The sequence below is a fragment of the Sphingomonas sp. M1A8_2b genome (assembly GCF_053345535.1).
The window spans coordinates 466,150-483,905 of sequence record NZ_JBKFAH010000003.1 but is presented as its reverse complement, the minus strand read 5'-3'; the positions used below and the strand labels follow the sequence as shown (position 1 = coordinate 483,905).

The following is a 17,756-nucleotide window of genomic DNA, read 5'->3' as shown; positions in this document are numbered from 1 at the left end:
TCGATACCGGGAAGGACTGGTTCGTGCAGACGTGGTATCGGGACGCTGCTTGTTCACGTCCATGCGGTCGATGAACGCGAACGACGAACGAGATGGTGTTGAAGGGGGATGATCGGCTTTAACCGTGACTTATCGCGGCTACACATACTCGGTTCGTCTTGTGCGTGTCGTTAACCTCGACCGCACCCCCTTGCATGCCGCTTTTCTTTGGTTGAACAAGATGGGGTTGCGATCGGGCTTGGACCCAATGTCCGGTGGCAACTGGCTCCCGCAGGGGGCGGTGAGGTAGGCGTTTCCCTCCACAGGATCGGGGCCATTAACAACGGCATCCGCGCCGTCTACCTCACCGCTTCCGAGGATATTGCCATGATTACCGGGCAAGCGACAACCGATTTCGGAAAGGTAATCTCCGAGCAATAGCGGCAGGGGTGTCAGCGCCGCGCCGGTTCGATAGTCGCCCACCCCCAGCACTCACAGACGCCCAATTGTTGCCGTTCGCAGCGCAGGTAGCGCTTCCCGAAAGCCGACGTTACGGTTGGCCCTAAATCGAGATGGGAGCAGCATGAAAGCGGCATTTTGGCGTTTTGCACACCAACACTATCAAAACAGGACGCCGCTGCTGATCGTTGATGTTGCGGCATTTACATGGTTCGGGTTCTTTGTGCTGATCTATGGAGCGGCTCTGCTGGCTGGCTGGTCGCCGAATTTCATAGAGGCGCTGGTCGGTCTGCTTCTAGTAGGCGGTCCGTTGATGGTGGGGGTGCTTCATCGCCGTATCAGGATCGAAGCGGCTAAAGCCCCGGACGCGCTGTATCGGAAGCGGTTGCTCACAAGTCGGTAATCCACGGCGTCAACTTTCCAGCGCATTAGCCCGAAAGCCGCCCGTCCGCTTTCCTGCCCATTCCGGCCATTCCGCTTACGCTCAAACTCGGTCATAGCGAGAAAGGTCGGCCGCTTTTTAAAAGCGGACAATTCGAACCGGGGTTCTGACACTTCCTGCTTCGCAAAAATGTTTGGGGCCCGCGGTAGCTTCACAACCGTCTGAGGCTGTTGAAAAAGGCCTGCTTGCGATGGTGACCGAGGCGTGATTCACTCGTGATAGGCGTCGGGGGATCACGAACATGATGGGTCGGCAGATGGCGCAAGGCGCACTGTTCTACGGGTTCCGGCTCGACGATCATGTGCCAGCCGACCACCTCCTACGTCGCATCGACGGGCTGTTCGACTTCAGCTTCGTCCGTGAGGCGCTGGCGGCGAGCTATAGCCCGAGCGGGCGACCCTCGATTGACCCGGAGTTGATGCTGCGGATGCTGCGGATGCTGCTGGTCGGCTAATCGCGCGTGACGAACTTCGGTTGATGGCACGCAACCGCGTGGCGGTGATCGCGCTTGTTCTGCTCGTCCTGCTGACCCTGGCGGCTGTACTCAGTTCATGGTCGCACCAACGCGGCATTGCCGAGCTACGCACGCGGCATCAGCAGGTGGCCGCTGCGGCGTTCAAGGCTCAACCTGATCGCCACCCGCACCGCATGGTCCATTACGGCACCTTCATCTATCGCCCGCTGGGGGCGTTGGCCGCGTTCGATCCCGGTGTCGACGCCTATACGGGCAACAGCATGTTCCTCGAAGGCCACCGCCAGAACAGCGCCAATTTTGGCGACGTGCGGCAAAGCTCCTTGCTGGTCCGTTTTGGGCAACTCACCCCCGCCTTCGTCCTTCAGGTAGTCGCCCCATTACTGCTGATCTTCCTGGGCTTCGGCGTGCTGGCGCGCGAAACCGAACGGGGAACACTGCGATTACTGATGCTGCAGAGTGTCTCGCGCGGACAGCTGGTGCGTGGCAAGCTTGCCGCGCTCGGGATCGTGGCCTTGATCGTCGGATTACCGGCGATGATCGGTTTTGTTGCAGTCGTCGCGCAACCCGGCACGCTGGCGTTGCCAATGGCGGCTATCCACCAGCAGGAACCGCTATGACCGACGATCCGCGTACCAGCCAGCCGACAAGTTTTCCTGATGAGCCGCGGCAGCCAAGACCCGGTTTGACGGCGAGGATGCGAACCAAACCCGATCACGGCGAGGAGAGCTACGTCGGCAAGGGCCTGCTGAAGGGCAAGGTGGCGCTGATAACCGGAGGGGACTCCGGTATCGGCCGGGCAGTGGCGATTGCTTATGCCCGTGAGGGAGCCGACGTTGCGATCTCCTACCTTGCCGACGAGCAAGCCGACGCCGAAGAGACACTGACGTGGGTAGAAAAGGCGGGGCAACGTTGTGTTTTGCTTCCGGGCGATCTTCGCGACCGGGATCACTGCATAACCCTGGTTGAGCGTACGATCGCGGAACTCGGTGGCATCGATGTGCTCGTCAACAACGCTGCCGCTCAGACAATGAACGAGGGCCTTGATAGCATCGACGACGACGAGATGCAGGCCGCGTTCGCCGCTAACGTCTTTGCCATGATCCGTTTGGCCAAGGCAGCAGCGCCGCACATGAAGCCGGGTTCGGCGATCATCAACACGACCAGCGAACAGGCAAAGGTCGCTGGCAAGAACATGATTGTCTACGCAGCAACCAAGGGCGCTATCTCTAGCCTGACGGTGGGCCTGTCCAACCTTCTATCCGGCGAAGGCATTCGCGTGAACGCGGTGGCGCCAGGCCCGATCTGGACGCCAATCCAGCCGATCGCCAAGTCACCGGAGGAACTGGAAACGCTCGGCCAGAACACGCCGCTCGGCCGCGCTGGACAGCCAGGCGAACTCGCTTCCGCCTATGTGATGCTCGCGTCGGCGGAGGGGAGCTACATGTCCGGTAATGTCGTGGCCGTGACCGGCGGGGTTCCAATTTCCTGATTCTGATGGCTAAACCTCAGCCGGCTGCACGTCCGCAGTCAGCTGAGGTGGCCATAGGATCTATGGTGCACCAAGGCTTTCAGGACGCCACGATTGGGCCAGCGTCAGCCGCTATTACCAGAGCAGAGGGGTCGGTGATCCCGCTTGTCCCAGCTAGCAGGCCCAGAAGCGGTTCTAAGCACGCTTGTTGTAGCAGACGGTTTCCGAGCGCGAACCATCTTACTTGGCGAGCTTGGTAATCGTTGATGCAAAGCACTTTTGCAGTCGAAGCTGCTGACCGAGAACGAATTTCCACGGCACCGGATGTCGATTTGCATCGTTCACTCCGGAATTTGGGAGATTTGGAACATGGCAACGATCGATCTCGGCAAGGGCATGCCCGCAGCGGACCTGCACGACGACAAACCGGTCGCGGGATCATTCGGCAGCGAGGACGTTATTCTGGTCCGGCATCGCGGCAAGGTCTGCGCGTTCGCTGGCAAATGCACCCATCAGGGCGCACCGCTGGAAACCGGCCTCGTGATCGACGGGACAGTGCGCTGCCCGTGGCACCACGCGCGCTTTTCGCTCAGTGACGGCGAGGCTGTCGCCGCCCCTGCGTTCGCGCCGCTCGACACGTTCACCGTGGTCGAGAAGGACGGCGTCGTCACCATTACCGGCAAGGAGGAGCAGACGCGGGCCACCCCGTCGACCCGGTCGATCGGCAAGGTCGTCATCGTCGGCGGCGGTGCGGCGGGGCACGCCTGCGCCGACATGCTCGCACGCTCGGGTCTCGGCGGCGACGTCACGATCCTGTCCGACGACGCCGATGCGCCCTATGACCGGACCGCGGTTTCGAAGGACTATCTCGCAGGCGATGCCGAGCGCGACGATACCGCACTCCCCGAACCCGGCCTGGGTCGCGGTCCTGCGCCGAACGTCCGGACCGGCGTTGCTGTCGCGTCGATCGACGTAGAAGGTCACGCTGTCGTCACCGCCGACCAAGACCGCGTCCCCTACGACGTTCTCATCCTCGCCACCGGCGCGACGCCGGTCACGCCGGACACCGTGAAGGCCGCGGATAACGTGTTCGTGCTGCGCACGCTTGCCGACGCTGACGCAGTCAAAGCCGCGGCAAAGGACGCGAAGCGCGCGATCGTGCTGGGCGCGAGCTTCATCGGGCTCGAGGCCGCCGCATCGCTTACCCAAGCCGGGCTTTCGGTGACGGTGATCGCCAGGGACAGCGTACCGCTCGCCAAGGTCGCAGGGCCGGAAGTCGGTAAGTTCGTGCAGGCGCTCCACGAGGAGAAGGGCGTGACCTTGCACCTCGACTGCGAACTCGCGCAGTACGACGGCCACACCGCGATGCTCGACGATGGCACGGCTATCGAAGGCGACTTGCTCGTGGTCGGCGTCGGTGTCGAACCACGGATCGACCTCGCCAAGGCGGCAGGGCTGAAGATCGCAGAAAAGGACGCTGGCGGCGGCGTCTCGGTCGATGCGCAGTTACGGACCTCGGCCGACGGTATCTACGCGATCGGCGATATCGCGAGCTATGCCGACCCAAGGCTCGGCCACCCGATCCGCGTCGAGCACTGGGTCCATGCGCAACGGCAGGGCCAATGGCTGGCGCGCTCGCTGCTCGGCGCAGTCACCGGCGGCTATGGCGACACACCGTTCTTCTGGACCGGGCAGTATGACACCAGCCTCCATTATGTTGGTCACGTAGCCAAACCCGACGACCGCCGGATCGAAGGCGATGTGGCCGCTGGCGACTTCGCAGTCTTCCTGAAGGAGGACGGCAAGGAGCAGGCCGTGATGACCTGCGGCAACCACGACGAGATCGCGCTCAAAAAGGAGGCCGCATGGGACGCGGCGTGATGCGCCCGACGCTGTTCTTCCTGCATGCGCTGGGCGGCAGCGCCCGGTCGTGGGACGCGGTGATCGCGCAACTCGGCGCGTTCGACTGCCGACCGCTCGACCTGAACGGCTTCGGCGATGCGTCCGACGCGACCGGGTTCACGGTGGAGGAGATGGCCGACACCATCGCCGAACAGATCCGCGCGGAAAACGCGGACCGATGGATGCTCGTCGGCCACAGCATGGGCGGCAAGATCGCGACGATTCTCGCGCAGCGATCAGAAGCGGGACGCCTCTCCGGGCTGGCCGGCGTAGTGCTTATGGCCGCGTCGCCCCCCTCGCCCGAGCCGATCGACGACGAACGCCGCACGACGATGATCGACTGGGTGAAGCAGGGCCCAGTCGGTATCGAAGACGCCCGCGACTTCGTCGACCAGAACATCGCCGCCCCGCTGCCGCCTGCTGTCTATGACGCCGCCGTCGCCGACGTTCAGCGCGCCAATCCCCAGGCATGGCGAGCATGGCTCGAACAGGGCTATCGCGAGGACTGGTCGGATCAGGTCGGCACGCTCAACACCCCTGCCGTGATCATCGCCGGCGCCGAAGACGGCGATCTGGGCGAGGCGAACCAGCGCAAGCTCAACGTGCCGCATTATACCCACGCCCGGTTCCAGAGCATCGCCGGCGCCGCGCATCTTCTCCCGTTCGAACAGCCGGACAGCGTCGCCCACCTGATCCGCGATCACGCGCACGCCGTCGGTGCAGCGAGCATCCCCGCCGACTATGAACGCCTGATCGCCTCCGACCGCGTAAGCGCGCGCACCCGCGCGACGCTGGCCGAACGCGCGATCGCAGACGACCCCGACTATCAACCCAAGATCGTGTCGGCGAAGCAACTCGAAACCCTGCGCGCGCTCGTCGACCGCGTGATCCCGCAGCACGGGATCGACCTCGCCGCGCGGATCGACACGCAACTCGCGGGCGGCGAAGGCGATGGCTGGCGGTTCGCCGCGCTTCCCGTCGACGCCGACGCCTATCGCGCAGGGCTCGACACGCTCGACACACTTGCGAACGGGGCTTTCGCCAAACTCGCTGGTGAAGACCGCGACGCCCTGCTCCACACGATCGAAGCCGCCGACTGGTCCGCCAAGACCCCGCTTACCCCCGAGCAAATGACCTTGTGGTTCGAGGACGTTCGCGCCGACGCCGTGCGGTTGTGGCTCGCGCATCCGGCAACGATGGCGTGGGTCGGCTATGACGGCTTTGCCATTGGTGGCGATGGCGTCCGCAAGCAGGGCTATGCGCTGACCGCCGCCGACGAACGCGAAGGCTGGGAGCCCGCACGATGAACCTTGACCAGATGCGCGCCTATGCCGAGACCGATGTCGTCGATGTCGTGGTGATCGGCACCGGTGCCGGCGGCGCACCGTTGCTGGCCCGCCTCGCCAAGGCCGGGCTGAAGGTGGTCGCGCTCGAAGCCGGCCCCAACGGCGAACCCCAACGGCACACGCCGGATGAACTCGCGGCGAGCGACATCTACTGGATCGACGAGCGGCTGAGCGACGGCGCAATGCCGCAGGCGTTCGGCGGCAACAACAGCGGCACCGGCGTTGGCGGGTCGACGCTGCACTGGGGCGCGTTCTGCCCTCGTCCCGATCCGCGCGATCTGCGCCTAAAGACGCTGACCGGCCAAGGAGAAGACTGGCCGATCGAGCACGCCGAGCTGATCCGCTACATCGAACAGGTCGAGGCGTTCATTGGCGTTTCGGGCCCCGCCGATTACCCGTGGGACGCGGCCCGCCGCTATCAACTGCCCGCGGTCAAGCGCAATGCGCCCGCCGATGCGATGGCGGCGGGGTGCGCCGCGGTAGGCATCACCGCGACCGACGCCCCCGCTGCGCTGGTCTCGCGCGACTGGCGGCAGGAAGGCGGCGGGTTGCGTCAGGCCTGCGTCAATTGCGGCGCTTGCCATCAGGGGTGCCGCAACGGCGCGAAGGCGTCGATGGATACCACCTATCTCCCGCTCGCGGTCGCCGCCGGCGCCGAGATCCGCCCCGGCTGCCGGATGACCGGGGTCGAGCGCGACGCCGCCGGCCGGATCGTCGCGGTAGTCTACCGCAACGGCCGGCAGGAGCACCGTCAGCGGTGCGCCGCGGTCGTGCTCAGCGCAGGCGGCGTCGAGACCCCGCGCCTGCTGCTCCACATGGGGATCGGGAATGCGAGCGGTCAGGTCGGCCGCAACTTCATGGCGCATGTCGCGACGCAGGTCTGGGGTCGATTCGATGCCGAGATGCGCTGCAACCGCGGCTATCCCTCGTCGCTGATCAGTGAGGACATGCTGCGCCCAGACGGTGCCGATTTCGCGGGCGGCTACCTTATGCAGAGCCTCGGCGTTCAGCCCGTCACGCTGGCGACGTCGTTCGCGCGCGGCGGCGGGCGCTGGGGCCAGGAGCTGGTCGACGTGATGGACAAATACCTCCATTTGGCCGGCATCGGTATCAACGGCGAATGCCTGCCAAGCGACGACAACCGACTGGTGCTTGCTGACGAAACCGACGCGTTCGGCATCCCCAAGGCGCGTGTGACGTTCGGCTATGGCGCCAACGAGCAGGCGATCGACAAACACGCGATCGCGACGATGACCGCGATCTGGCAGGCGGCGGGCGCCCACGACATCGGCACCCTGCCGCGCGCCGCGCATACCATCGGCACCTGCCGGATGGGCGAGAGCGGCGATACCGCGGTCGTCAATCCGTGGGGCCGCAGCTTCGCGATCGACAATCTGTGGATCTGTGACAATTCGGTCTTCCCGAGCTCACTCGCCGCCAACCCCGCGCTGACGATCATGGCGCTGAGCCTGCGTACCGCGGATCGGATACTCGGGAGCGGTTGAGGATGGCGAGTACGGCAGGACCCATTGTCGGACACTGGGGTCGGCTTGTCGTTCCCCAACTTCCGCCGTTTGTTCATGTAGGCAAACCGTTGCAGACGGGGCCGTCTTGATGGCGAGAATTAGGACGACCCCCGAAAGCCTGGCGATGCGTACCCCCGCTATATTCGGGGCGATTGCGCACTGTCAGCTGGAAGACGCCGCGGCGCGCCGACGAGGCGCTGACTTTCGAGCGTGATTGTCGGGCGTTGCGCATGGCTAGCGCCACGGTGCGATCTGCGAGTGAGGCAGGCCTGGCCAACGCCTCCAAGAGTAGCGACGGCGTCCGATATTAGACCGGCGCCGATTTTACACCAGCGATAGCACGCCGAACGGCACATTTATGCTGCGACCGGCCGTCGTGCTGGTCCACATTGCCGACTGGCTCGTTAGACCGGGATGCACTTGAAGACATTGTACCGGTCCACGGTCCCGCTGCTGATCCTGCTGACCCACGGAGCGGCGCACGCTCAGGTCGTTCCGATCGACACCGTAGTCTGTCCGGACCCCATCGCGATGGCGATCGACAAGGCCGAAGTGACGGACCCCAACCTTCGGACGTTGTACGCCAAGTCGAAATGGCGAGCTTTGTGGTCCAAGCAGAACATCGCGGCATTCCAGTCCGCGCTCGCCGACCGCGGCCGGCACGGTCTCGACCACCTGGCCTTCGCCGCCGCGGACGCAATGGATGCAAGCCCCGCCGTCGCCGACGTAGCGCGGTCGCGCGCCGCTCTTTCCTATGCCGAAGCGTTGGCAGGAGGACGCATCGATCCTGCCTCCTTGCACGAAGTCTACACCCTGCCCCGCCCGAAAACCGACGTTACAGCCGGCCTCAGCGTCGCCCTTGCGACCGGTAAACTCACCGAGTGGCTGGCGTCGTTGGCACCGCAGGACGCAGAATACCGAGCTTTGTCCGACGCCTATCTCAGCTTCAGCCAAGCCGCAGCCGCGGCCGGGCCGACCCAGCCGATCGCCGGTGGCCTTATCCGCGTCGGCGATCAAGACCCGCGAGTGGCGGCCATTGCCGATCAGCTGACGCAAAGCGGCTATCCGGCGCCCTCCGGTTTAGCGACAGAGCCGTCGCAGCTCGCGCCTTCCCCCGCGTCGGCGCGCTACACGCAGGCGCTGTCGGACGCGCTGAAGGGATTGCAAACCGATTACGGGATTGCCGCCGACGGCGTCGTCGGCCCCGAGACGCTGAAGGTGCTCAACCTAAGCGCCGGCGATCGCGCCCGGGCGTTGGGCGTTGCGCTGGAGCGCCGGCGCTGGCTCGAACGCACGCCACCGGCCACGCGGATCGACGTCAACACCGCCGCGTCACAGTTGCGCTATTACCGCGACGGCACGGTGGCGGACGAGCGAAAGGTCGTGGTCGGAGAACCCGGGCACGAGACCCCGGCGCTCGCATCGCCGATCTTCAGGCTGGTCGCCAACCCAACCTGGACCGTGCCGAAATCGATCCAGAACGGCGAAATGGCGAATGTCGACGACGCGTATCTGCAGGCGCACAACATGGTGCTCCGTGACGGCTGGATCGTCCAGCAGCCGGGGCCCGACAATGCGCTCGGCCTCGTCAAGTTCGATATGGCCAACAACCAGGCGATCTACCTGCACGACACCTCGGCGCCGGCCCTGTTCGAGCGCAGCCAGCGCCATCTCAGCCATGGTTGCGTCCGCGTCGAGGACGCGCTCGGCTTCGCGCAGATGCTAGCCGAGGACGAGGGCGTCGCGGACGCCTGGCAGGCCGCGCAGGCGACGGGCGAGATGACCTTCGTGCCCTTGCCGCGTCGCATTCCGGTCCGGCTGCTCTATCACAATGTCTATGTCGGTGCCGACGGGGGGATAGCCTTCCGCACCGACCCGTACGGATGGAACGATCCAATCGCCGAGCAACTGGGTTTCGCCAAATCGTCGGCGCGCCGGGCGGAAGCGCAGGCGATCGACATCGGCCCTTAGGCGCAATCCTTCCCCTACCCTCGAACGCACACATCGTGGGACAGTCAACCGATCGGTCACGCTAAACCAACAGCTATCGTCGGGGCTCCGGATCGCGGTATTGGTTGGCAGGACCACTCGGTAGCGGAGAGCTAGCAAGGCCCAGAAGCGAACACTCGCGGGCTCCTTCGGCCTTCCAACTTCGGCCATTTGTTCATGTCCACCCCCAGAGTGAAGTTAGGACGGCAAGCCCCTCCCTCTGACCGCCAGGCATTCTCGGAACCGATCGAGAAATGGGAATGTGAGCTGATCCCCGAAACCCGCTCGAGTAACAATTCCGAGAACGGGCGCCCCCTGATTGCGATCCACTCTCGCGGCCTTAATTGTTCAAGCTTATAGCCCCCCCGAAGAATGGCGGAGTAGGTCGATGCGCGAGATGTTGGGGCTGTTGGGGGCTTTGATCATGCCGATCCAGAACGCTCAGGCGGTACCAGCACCCGCAGGAGCAGCGGCCGGTTCCGCTTTAGGTGAGTGGCATGGCGCATTGTCAGCGTCAGGCCGATCCATCCCCCTGGTGATGCATGTCGCGGGAACGCCCGGTCATTTGACGGCGACCTTCGACAGCCCATCGCAAGGTGCGCTGGGGTTACCGGTCGCCGAGGTCGTGCAGGAGAGCGCGGTCGTCCGTTTCAAGATCGCCGCCCCTGACGCCAGCTACATCGCGACGCTCTCGCCGGACGGTCAGACCCTGGTCGGGCAGTGGTCCCAGGGCGGCGCGTCGCTGCCTCTGACCATGACGCGGGCAGCGACCACGGCTGCGGCTTCCCTGGCTCGCCCGCAAATGCCCCATCCGCCTTTTCCTTACCGCAGCGAAGAAGTCGCCTATGACAACCCAGCAGGCCACGCCCATCTAGCCGGCACACTGACGTTGCCGAGCGGGCCGGGGCCGTTCCCAGCCGTGCTGCTCATCACCGGCTCCGGTTTGCAGGACCGGGACGAAACGGTGTTCGGGCACAAGCCTTTCCTCCTCTGGGCTGACACGCTGACGCGGCGTGGCATTGCCGTGCTGCGGGTCGATGATCGGCAGGTAGGTGGGTCAACGGGCGAGGTCCGTACCGCCACCACGGCCGACTTCGCCGGCGACGTGGCTGCCGGCGTTGCGTTCCTCCGCTCCCGCCGAGACATCGATCCGCACAGGATCGGGCTGATGGGCCATAGCGAGGGAGCGATCATCGCCCCGATGATCGCAGCGCAGGATCGAAGCATCGCTTTCGTCGTCATGCTCGCCGGGTCCGGCGAGACAGGCGAGGCGCTGATGCTCGAACAGAAGCGGCTGATCGAAACCGCCCTGGGCCTACCGCCTGCGGCGGTGGATCGATCCGCCCGGACGATGCAGAGGCTCTATGACGCGGTCAAGGACGCGCCTGACCAAGCCTCGGCGGACGCGTCGCTGCAAACGGCATGGGAAACCATTGCCGCCGAGCAGGGCCGGCCATCCGGCAGCGTGCCGGCACAGATCAAGGTTGTCGCGTCCCCCTGGATGCGATGGTTCGTGCGCTACGATCCTCGCCCCGTTCTGGCCAAGGTCGAGTGCCCCGTACTGGCCGTGGGCGGATCAAAGGACCCTCAGGTCGCACCCGACAGCAATCTCGCCGGCATCAAACTGGCGCTTCACGCCAACCCTGATGTAACGATCGTGAAGCTGCCGGGCCTGAACCACCTGCTTCAGACCGCCGACACCGGGCAAGTGGGCGAGTATAGCCGTATCGAGGAGACGATCGCTCCCACCGCCTTGCGAACCGTAGGCGATTGGATCGTAGACCAAACCCGACGCCGCTAGCGTCCGCGTTCCCACAAGCGAACGTCTGGCGGGAATCTCGCTGCCTCGATCGCGTTGACGAACGCCTGCGGGTTTCGCTTTCTCGAAATCTGTTCCCAATTGCTCTTTCCCGAAATGGCCAATCGGAGACGGAGAAACGGGAAAGATTGCGCTTAACGAATGGCCGTTATCGGGAGCCCGGATCGCCAGCCTGAACGTCCGGGTGTGGGCGTTCCTGTCGAACATCGGGCCTGCGAGCACTACCGTGAATCTGTGTCCGAATAATGGACAGGGGCCGCTCCGCCTTTCCCAAAAGGGACGTCTGGCGGGAACATCTCCGCCTCGAGCGCGCTGGCGGACGCCTGCGGGTTTCGCTTTCCGAAAATCTGCTCTCAATTCCCGAAATGGCCAATCAGAGGCGGAGAAACGGGAACGATCGCGCTTAACGAATGGCCGTTATCGGTAGCCCGGATGCCGGCCTGAACGTCTGGGTGTGGGCGAGCACGCCCTGCCCTACGGCTTCCAACTAGACCCATATCCGGACGTCCGCGGCGGGTTTCTCGTTCCCCAACTTCCGACATTCATTCACAGTCTATGTGCATGCATTTTACGGTGAACGATTGGTTTTATAATCGTCCTCGATCCACGGCTGTCACCCCGTCTTCCGTCCGTCGAATGCTGCTACGTTCAGCGTGCCCGTAGCCCGAAGCAGCGCGGTTTCGCTGGTGAGCAAGTCGCTTCGGCTGCTCGCAAGTGCCAACTGCGCGCCGCGCAGACTTTCGTCGGCGATCAGGATGTCGAGCGTGGAGCGCAAGCCCACCGCATATTCGGCCTTTACGCCGGAAAGCGCACGATCGGCAGCGGCAACCGCTTGCGTGTTGGCATCTACCCGCGTCCTGGCAGCGGCCACGTTTGCCCAGGCGGTATCGGTTGCGCGTATCACGGTCCGTGACACGGCTTCGATATCGTAGCGGGCGGCCCTGGCGTCCGCGGTTGCCTGCCGAACCTGGGATGCGACGAGACCACCGGTGAGCAACGGCACGCGGAACGTCGCGCCAGCCGCGGCACTGCGGACATAGCCTCCGCTGTCATTACCCGAGGTGTAGCCATAGCCATAACTTCCGCCGATCCCGATGCTGGGCGCTCCGTTGCTTCGTGCGACGCCGATCCGTGCGTCGGCAGCATCCCCCGCTGATCGCGCCTGGCGATACACAGGGTTTGCCTGGATCGCCCGTTTCCGAGCCTCGTCGGCGGTTGCAGGTAATCCCGCCAATATTGCTGGTGGCGGTGCGAGCGTTCCCGCATCGGTGCCAACGACGGCACGGTAATCCGCGGCAGCAGCGGCGAGCGCCGCTACTGCACTGGCTTCGGTCGCACCGGCCGATGCCCGTTGCGCAACGAGGCGAGAAACGTCGGTCTGCGTCCCCGTCCCCAGATCGAACCGTGCCTTGGATTCCGCCACCTGGCTTTCGAGCAACTGGATGTCGGCACGGACGATCGCAACGGATTCCTGTTGGAACAGCAGATCAGCATAGGCGCTCGCGACGGCGCTGAGCACGGCGGCGGACGTGTCGCGGACGCCTTCCTCGCCCGCCGCGACATCGGCGTTAGCGGCGCGGACCGCGGTGCGGACCCGACCGCCGGTCCAGATCGGCAGCGATACCGAGACAGTGCCGCTACCGCTCGTGCCGCGATCATAGCGGTCGTACCCCCCGGTCGCAGCGGCATCTGCGGTCAGCCGCCCCAGAGCCCGCGCTTGCTCGGGCGTCTCGGCGAGCGCGTCTTGCCGGGAAGTTGCTGCGGCCAGGACGGGGTTGCTCGCGATGGCCGCCCGCGCCGCGTCCGCCAGCGTCTCGGCGGATGCCGGGCCAGCGACCAGCAGAGCCGCACCTATCGTCCAGACCCTATTCATGACGCAATGCCCAGGCCGGCGTCGCACGCGAGGCGCGGATCGACTGCGACAGGACCGTGGCGATCGCGATAACCAGTGCCAGCGCGCTCGCTGCAAGGAAGTACAATGGCGACAACGCAATCCGATCGTCGAACCCGGCGAGCCACGCACGCATCGCGACATAGGCGAGCGGCCAGGCGAGCAGGTTGGCGATCAGCACCGGGCGCAGGAACTGCCCGACCAGCAGCTTCACGACGTCGGCGGACGACGCGCCTAGCACCTTGCGGATACCGATCTCGCGTACCCGGCGTGCCGTGGTGAAGGACGCCAGGCCCCACAGACCCACGCAGCCGATCGCGACCGCCAGCCCGGCACCGATGGCGAACAGGTTCGCCATGCGGTCGTCCGCCTTGTAAAGCTTGTCGAGCGCCTGAATCGTCGTGCTCGCATTGAACGGGATCGCAGGCACTTCGCGCCGCCAGGCATCGCGCGCGGCCTCGGTGAACGGCTTGGCCTCGCCGCGGAAGCGGATCAAGGCGACGGACAAGCTCGGCGGTCGCAGATTAAACATGTATCCGGTGGGTGAAATCTTGTCGCGCGGCGAGTTGACCCGCATGTTCTCGATCACGCCGATGATCGTCCGGGGCGTTTCCCGACCGACGGTCTTGCCGATCGCCGCCTGGGGACTGGCAAAGTGGAAGGCGCGGACCGCACTCCGGTTGATGATCATGTTGGCAGGCAGGCGTTCCGATCCTTCCACCCCGGGCTTGTCCGGATTGATGTCGGCGGGGCGAGACGGATCGAACGCCCGTCCAGCGATCAGTTTTGCGCCAAGCACCTCGAAATATCCCGGCATGATGTCGTACCGTTCAATCGAAGGCCCCGGACCGGGCATGCCCGGGATCGGATAGGATGTCGTCGAGGTGAACAGCCCACGCCCCGGAACCGAGGTGCCGACGCTGACCCCGCGCGCGTTTGGCAGCGCGGCAAAGCGATGAAGCAGGGACTCGCGCTGTGCCGCATCCAGGCTGTCGCTGCCGAACGAGCGTACCAGCAGCAGCCGGTCGCGATCATAGCCGACGTCGGTCTCGCGAACGTGGCGGGTCTGCGCGACCAGCGCCATCGTGCCGACGATCAACGCGATTGTGACCGCGAACTGGAAGACGACCAGACCCTCACGGATACGGGCCCCTGCCCGCCCGCCGCCCGGCGAACGCGCGGATGCGAGCACCGCCGCAGCGGGCACGCGGGAAAGGATCACGGCCGGATAAAGACCAGATACCATGCCGATGACGACCGCCAGCACGAGAAGCGGTAGCAGCACGCCGTCGCCCCCTGTGTAGCGGATCGACAGCTCGAGCCCGGTCGCAGCGTTGACCAGCGGCACGCCGAGCTCGGCAAGCGCCAGGCCGAACACGGCGGCAATCAGCGCCGTCGCCACCGCTTCCCCCACGAAATGCCGAAGCAGCGTAGCACGATCCGCACCGAGGACCTTGCGCATACCCACTTCACGCGCACGAAGCCCCGCACGGGCGGTGGCAAGGTTCACGTAGTTCACGATCGCAACGATGAGCGTCAGCAGCCCGATGATGCCCAAGGTCGTGACCATGAGCAGCGCGCCCGGCGTCCGGAAATGCGCGTCGTCCAGCTTCCACAGCGATAGCGTCAGCGCGAAATTGTCGTTGCCCGGAGTCTCGGTCTTCACGTGGCGCGCGACGATACCAGGCAACGCCGCCGTTAGCCGCGTCACGGACGCCGCGTCGGGCAAGCGCACATAGGTTTCGGGTCCACCATAATTCCATTGGTGATTGTCGGGGTAGAACGGATCTGCGCGATCCTGAGAGATGACCAGCGGGGCGATCAGATCGCTGTCGAGCCAGGTATTGTCCGGCAGGTCGTCGATTACCGCCGCCACCCGGTAGGCATAGTGCTTGCCACCATACGACACCGCCAATGGTGCGCCGATCGGCGAGTCCGAGCCGAAATACTTGGTCGCTGTCCGCTTCGTAATGACGATCGAAGTCGGATCGTCGAAGCGGGCGGGCAGGACGCCGTCGATCGCCTTCATGCGGAACACGTCGAACACGTTCGGGTCGACCAGCCCGATGCGCTCGCGGATCCCGACCCCGCCCTTCACCACCGCCGCATCCTTGCCGACGATGCGTGTCCCGATGATATCGGGGAGGTCGGCATGCATCGCGGTCCACGCCGCGACCGGCGTCGATTCCCGCGCCCGGACGCTGTTGAGATCGTCGTTGGTCCGACTTTCGATCAGATAGACCTGCTGATGGCCGGGCAGCCAATGTTCGAAGCTCGTTTCGAACCTCACATAGAGCGCCAGAACGAGGAACACCGCGATACCGAGCGCGAGCCCGCCGATATTGAGCGCGGCGTAGAGCCTGTGGCGGGTCAGCGAGCGCCAGAAGCTGATTAGGGCAAAACGATTCATGGCCGGTCCCTTCAGATCTGGCGCGCGACGGAGGCGACGATGCGCCCGTCGAGCATGTCTATGCGGCGGCCGACGAGATCGGCGTGCGCGGGGCTGTGCGTCACCATGATGATGGTCGCACCCGCGGCGTTGAGGCTCTCGAGGATACCCATCACCTGCGCGCCGTTTTCGGTATCGAGGTTGCCGGTCGGCTCGTCGGCGAGGATCAGCTTGGGATCGCCGACGATCGCGCGGGCGATCGCCGCGCGCTGTTGCTGGCCGCCCGACAACTGGTGCGGATAGTGACGCGCGCGGTGCGAGATGCCGACACGGTCCATCGCTGCCTCGATCCGCCCACGCCGGTCGCCCTTCTGGTCCTTGCGGTAGGCCAGCCCGAGTTCGACGTTCTCGGCGATCGTCAGTTCGTCGATCAGGTTGAAGCTCTGGAACACGAAGCCCAGGGTTTGCGCGCGGAATTGGGCCAGCGTCGCCTCGCCCTCGCTCGCCAGATCGCGACCGTCGAACAGATAGCGCCCACCGGTCGGCCGATCGACCGTACCGAGTGTGTTGAGCAAGGTCGACTTGCCGCAACCCGATGGCCCCATGATCGCGACGAACTCGCCGGCGGCGACGTGGAGGTTGATATCGGCAAGCGCGGTCGTCTCGACCGCGTCGGAGAGATAGCGACGCTGAATGCCGTCCAGGGTGATCATGATTGCGAACCCTTCACTTGAGGTTGATCGAGGCGGCTTTGTTGAAGCCGCTGGTGTCGGAGGTGACGATGCGTTCGCCGGCCGCGACGCCGGACAGGACTTCGACCTGGGACGCGTTGCGGCGGCCGATCCGAATCGTGCGGCGCGTCGCGTGCGTGCCGCTCGCATCGAGGACATAGGCCGCGGCCCCACCATCGCTGTCGAGCCAGCCGCCAAGCGGTGCGACGATTGCCGGACGTGCTGCGCCCAGCGTGATTCGTGCGTCGAGCGCCTGACCACGGTTGAGGCCTTCTGGTGCCGCACCGCGGAAGCTGAGCTCGACGCGAAAACGACCGTCCGTCACCGCAGGCAGTACCTTGGTGACGACGAGCCGCGGCACCCCCTCGCCGCTCGCCTGTTGCCCGATCTGGACGCGACCGAGGAAATACTGGTCGACATCGGCGATCAGCTTCCACGATCCTTCGCTGTCGACCTGTCCGGCCGGATCGCCGGGCTTGAGCGACTGGCCGGGCTGGATGGTGAAATTGGTAAGGCGTCCCGTCGCCGGTGCGCGGATCGTCAGCGCGTCCAGGCCATCGCGCACCGCTGCGAGATTGCTCGACAGGCGGCCGCGCGTATCCGACAGCCTGCTTGCCTGGAGCTTGGCGATGCGTTGCTCGGCGCCCTCCGCGGCATGCAACCGCGCGACGCGCTGTCGTTGGTACGCAGCTTCCTCCTGATAGCTTTTCAGACCGGCGTCGGACACGAAACCCTTATCGTGGAGCTGCTGGCGAATGCTGAGGTCGCGCCGCGCCTTGATCAGGTCGTAGTCCGCGCCGGCGACTTGCGTATCGCGGTCGCGCGAGCTGCGTTCCAGCGAGAGATCCTCACCCGACACCTGGCCGAGCTGGCTCGCGATCGCGGCCTCGCGCGTGAGGATATCGAGCTTCAGCTGGGGATTGGCGAGGGTCGCCAGCGGCTGGCCCGCGGTCACCGCTGCACCGTCCTGCACGATCAGGCGCTCGATCTGGCCGCCCGAGACCACGCCGACCAGAGTCGTCACGTTCGGCGCGACGGTCGCGCGTACCGGAACCGCATCGTCGAACGGCGCGCGCGTCACGGTGCCAGTCTCGACATCGGCCACCGCGACGTCGGTCGAATTGGCAGACGGCAGGGCGCGCCACAGCGCCAACGCACACAGGATGGCAAGCGCTGCCGCGGCCCATATGCCGATGCGCCGACGCGAGAGTCGCGGCGTTTCGACGCGGCGATCCATACTCGCGCCACTCGTAACGGCTGGGACTTCAGGAGAGGCAGATGTCACGATCGGTCATCCATGCGCGAGTGTCCAAATCCGGACGGTGACTGTCCAGCTTCGG

11 protein-coding genes and 2 pseudogenes are annotated in these 17,756 nt (G+C 65.2%); 9 read left to right on the top strand and 4 right to left on the bottom strand.

What is annotated here, in order from left to right:
* Nucleotides 1-562 precede the first annotated feature (562 nt).
* The 9 genes and pseudogenes from ACLBWL_RS14610 (at nucleotide 563) to ACLBWL_RS14570 (ending at nucleotide 11,387) form a co-directional block, all read left to right on the top strand.
* A complete protein-coding gene (locus ACLBWL_RS14610) occupies nucleotides 563-841 on the top strand; it encodes a hypothetical protein (protein ID WP_447794229.1) in 279 nt (92 codons plus the stop codon).
* Between the two features lie 280 nt (nucleotides 842-1,121).
* A pseudogene (locus ACLBWL_RS14605) lies at nucleotides 1,122-1,313 on the top strand (IS1182 family transposase); the annotation flags it as partial.
* 44 nt (nucleotides 1,314-1,357) lie between these two features.
* Nucleotides 1,358-1,951: pseudogene (locus tag ACLBWL_RS14600) on the top strand (ABC transporter permease); the annotation flags it as partial.
* A 17-nt stretch (nucleotides 1,952-1,968) separates the two neighbouring features.
* Nucleotides 1,969-2,844, top strand: a complete 876-nt coding sequence (locus tag ACLBWL_RS14595) for an SDR family oxidoreductase (protein WP_056476130.1) — start codon at nucleotides 1,969-1,971, stop codon at nucleotides 2,842-2,844.
* A 348-nt stretch (nucleotides 2,845-3,192) separates the two neighbouring features.
* Nucleotides 3,193-4,704 (top strand): FAD-dependent oxidoreductase, encoded by a 1,512-nt coding sequence (locus ACLBWL_RS14590; protein WP_447794227.1) that lies wholly within the window; start codon nucleotides 3,193-3,195, stop codon nucleotides 4,702-4,704.
* The gene (locus ACLBWL_RS14585; protein WP_447794225.1) at nucleotides 4,689-6,032 is read left to right on the top strand and encodes an alpha/beta hydrolase; all 1,344 of its coding nucleotides are present in this window, start codon (nucleotides 4,689-4,691) and stop codon (nucleotides 6,030-6,032) included. The genes ACLBWL_RS14590 and ACLBWL_RS14585 overlap by 16 nt, the downstream gene beginning before the upstream one ends.
* Entirely contained in the window at nucleotides 6,029-7,576 is a 1,548-nt protein-coding gene (locus ACLBWL_RS14580; RefSeq protein WP_447794223.1) for a GMC family oxidoreductase, read from the top strand. The genes ACLBWL_RS14585 and ACLBWL_RS14580 overlap by 4 nt, the downstream gene beginning before the upstream one ends.
* Nucleotides 7,577-8,017: 441 nt before the next feature.
* Nucleotides 8,018-9,568 carry a L,D-transpeptidase family protein gene (locus ACLBWL_RS14575; protein ID WP_447794221.1) on the top strand — a complete coding sequence of 517 codons (1,551 nt, stop codon included), beginning with the start codon at nucleotides 8,018-8,020 and terminating at the stop codon, nucleotides 9,566-9,568.
* A 406-nt stretch (nucleotides 9,569-9,974) separates the two neighbouring features.
* Nucleotides 9,975-11,387 (top strand): alpha/beta hydrolase family protein, encoded by a 1,413-nt coding sequence (locus tag ACLBWL_RS14570; RefSeq protein ID WP_447794219.1) that lies wholly within the window; start codon nucleotides 9,975-9,977, stop codon nucleotides 11,385-11,387.
* 631 nt (nucleotides 11,388-12,018) lie between these two features.
* On the opposite strand, the gene ACLBWL_RS14565 is transcribed toward ACLBWL_RS14570, so the two are convergent.
* Genes ACLBWL_RS14565 through ACLBWL_RS14550 form a run of 4 tightly spaced genes read right to left on the bottom strand, consistent with a single transcriptional unit; the run spans nucleotide 12,019 to nucleotide 17,653 of the window.
* Nucleotides 12,019-13,278 carry a TolC family outer membrane protein gene (locus ACLBWL_RS14565; protein WP_447794217.1) on the bottom strand — a complete coding sequence of 420 codons (1,260 nt, stop codon included), beginning with the start codon at nucleotides 13,276-13,278 and terminating at the stop codon, nucleotides 12,019-12,021.
* Nucleotides 13,271-15,706, bottom strand: a complete 2,436-nt coding sequence (locus ACLBWL_RS14560) for an FtsX-like permease family protein (protein WP_447794215.1) — start codon at nucleotides 15,704-15,706, stop codon at nucleotides 13,271-13,273. Before ACLBWL_RS14560 ends, ACLBWL_RS14565 begins: the two co-directional genes overlap by 8 nt.
* An 11-nt stretch (nucleotides 15,707-15,717) precedes the next feature.
* Nucleotides 15,718-16,398 carry an ABC transporter ATP-binding protein gene (locus ACLBWL_RS14555; RefSeq protein WP_380785503.1) on the bottom strand — a complete coding sequence of 227 codons (681 nt, stop codon included), beginning with the start codon at nucleotides 16,396-16,398 and terminating at the stop codon, nucleotides 15,718-15,720.
* Nucleotides 16,399-16,411: 13 nt separating this feature from the next.
* A complete protein-coding gene (locus tag ACLBWL_RS14550) occupies nucleotides 16,412-17,653 on the bottom strand; it encodes an efflux RND transporter periplasmic adaptor subunit (protein WP_447794212.1) in 1,242 nt (413 codons plus the stop codon).
* Nucleotides 17,654-17,756 lie beyond the last annotated feature (103 nt).

Coding starts and splice junctions, on each gene's coding strand:
- ACLBWL_RS14610 (WP_447794229.1), top strand. CDS start 563: ATGAAAGCGGCATTTTGGCGTTTTGCACACCAACACTATCAAAACAGG.
- ACLBWL_RS14595 (WP_056476130.1), top strand. CDS start 1,969: ATGACCGACGATCCGCGTACCAGCCAGCCGACAAGTTTTCCTGATGAG.
- ACLBWL_RS14590 (WP_447794227.1), top strand. CDS start 3,193: ATGGCAACGATCGATCTCGGCAAGGGCATGCCCGCAGCGGACCTGCAC.
- ACLBWL_RS14585 (WP_447794225.1), top strand. CDS start 4,689: ATGGGACGCGGCGTGATGCGCCCGACGCTGTTCTTCCTGCATGCGCTG.
- ACLBWL_RS14580 (WP_447794223.1), top strand. CDS start 6,029: ATGAACCTTGACCAGATGCGCGCCTATGCCGAGACCGATGTCGTCGAT.
- ACLBWL_RS14570 (WP_447794219.1), top strand. CDS start 9,975: ATGCGCGAGATGTTGGGGCTGTTGGGGGCTTTGATCATGCCGATCCAG.
- ACLBWL_RS14565 (WP_447794217.1), bottom strand. CDS start 13,278: ATGAATAGGGTCTGGACGATAGGTGCGGCTCTGCTGGTCGCTGGCCCG.
- ACLBWL_RS14560 (WP_447794215.1), bottom strand. CDS start 15,706: ATGAATCGTTTTGCCCTAATCAGCTTCTGGCGCTCGCTGACCCGCCAC.
- ACLBWL_RS14555 (WP_380785503.1), bottom strand. CDS start 16,398: ATGATCACCCTGGACGGCATTCAGCGTCGCTATCTCTCCGACGCGGTC.
- ACLBWL_RS14550 (WP_447794212.1), bottom strand. CDS start 17,653: ATGGATCGCCGCGTCGAAACGCCGCGACTCTCGCGTCGGCGCATCGGC.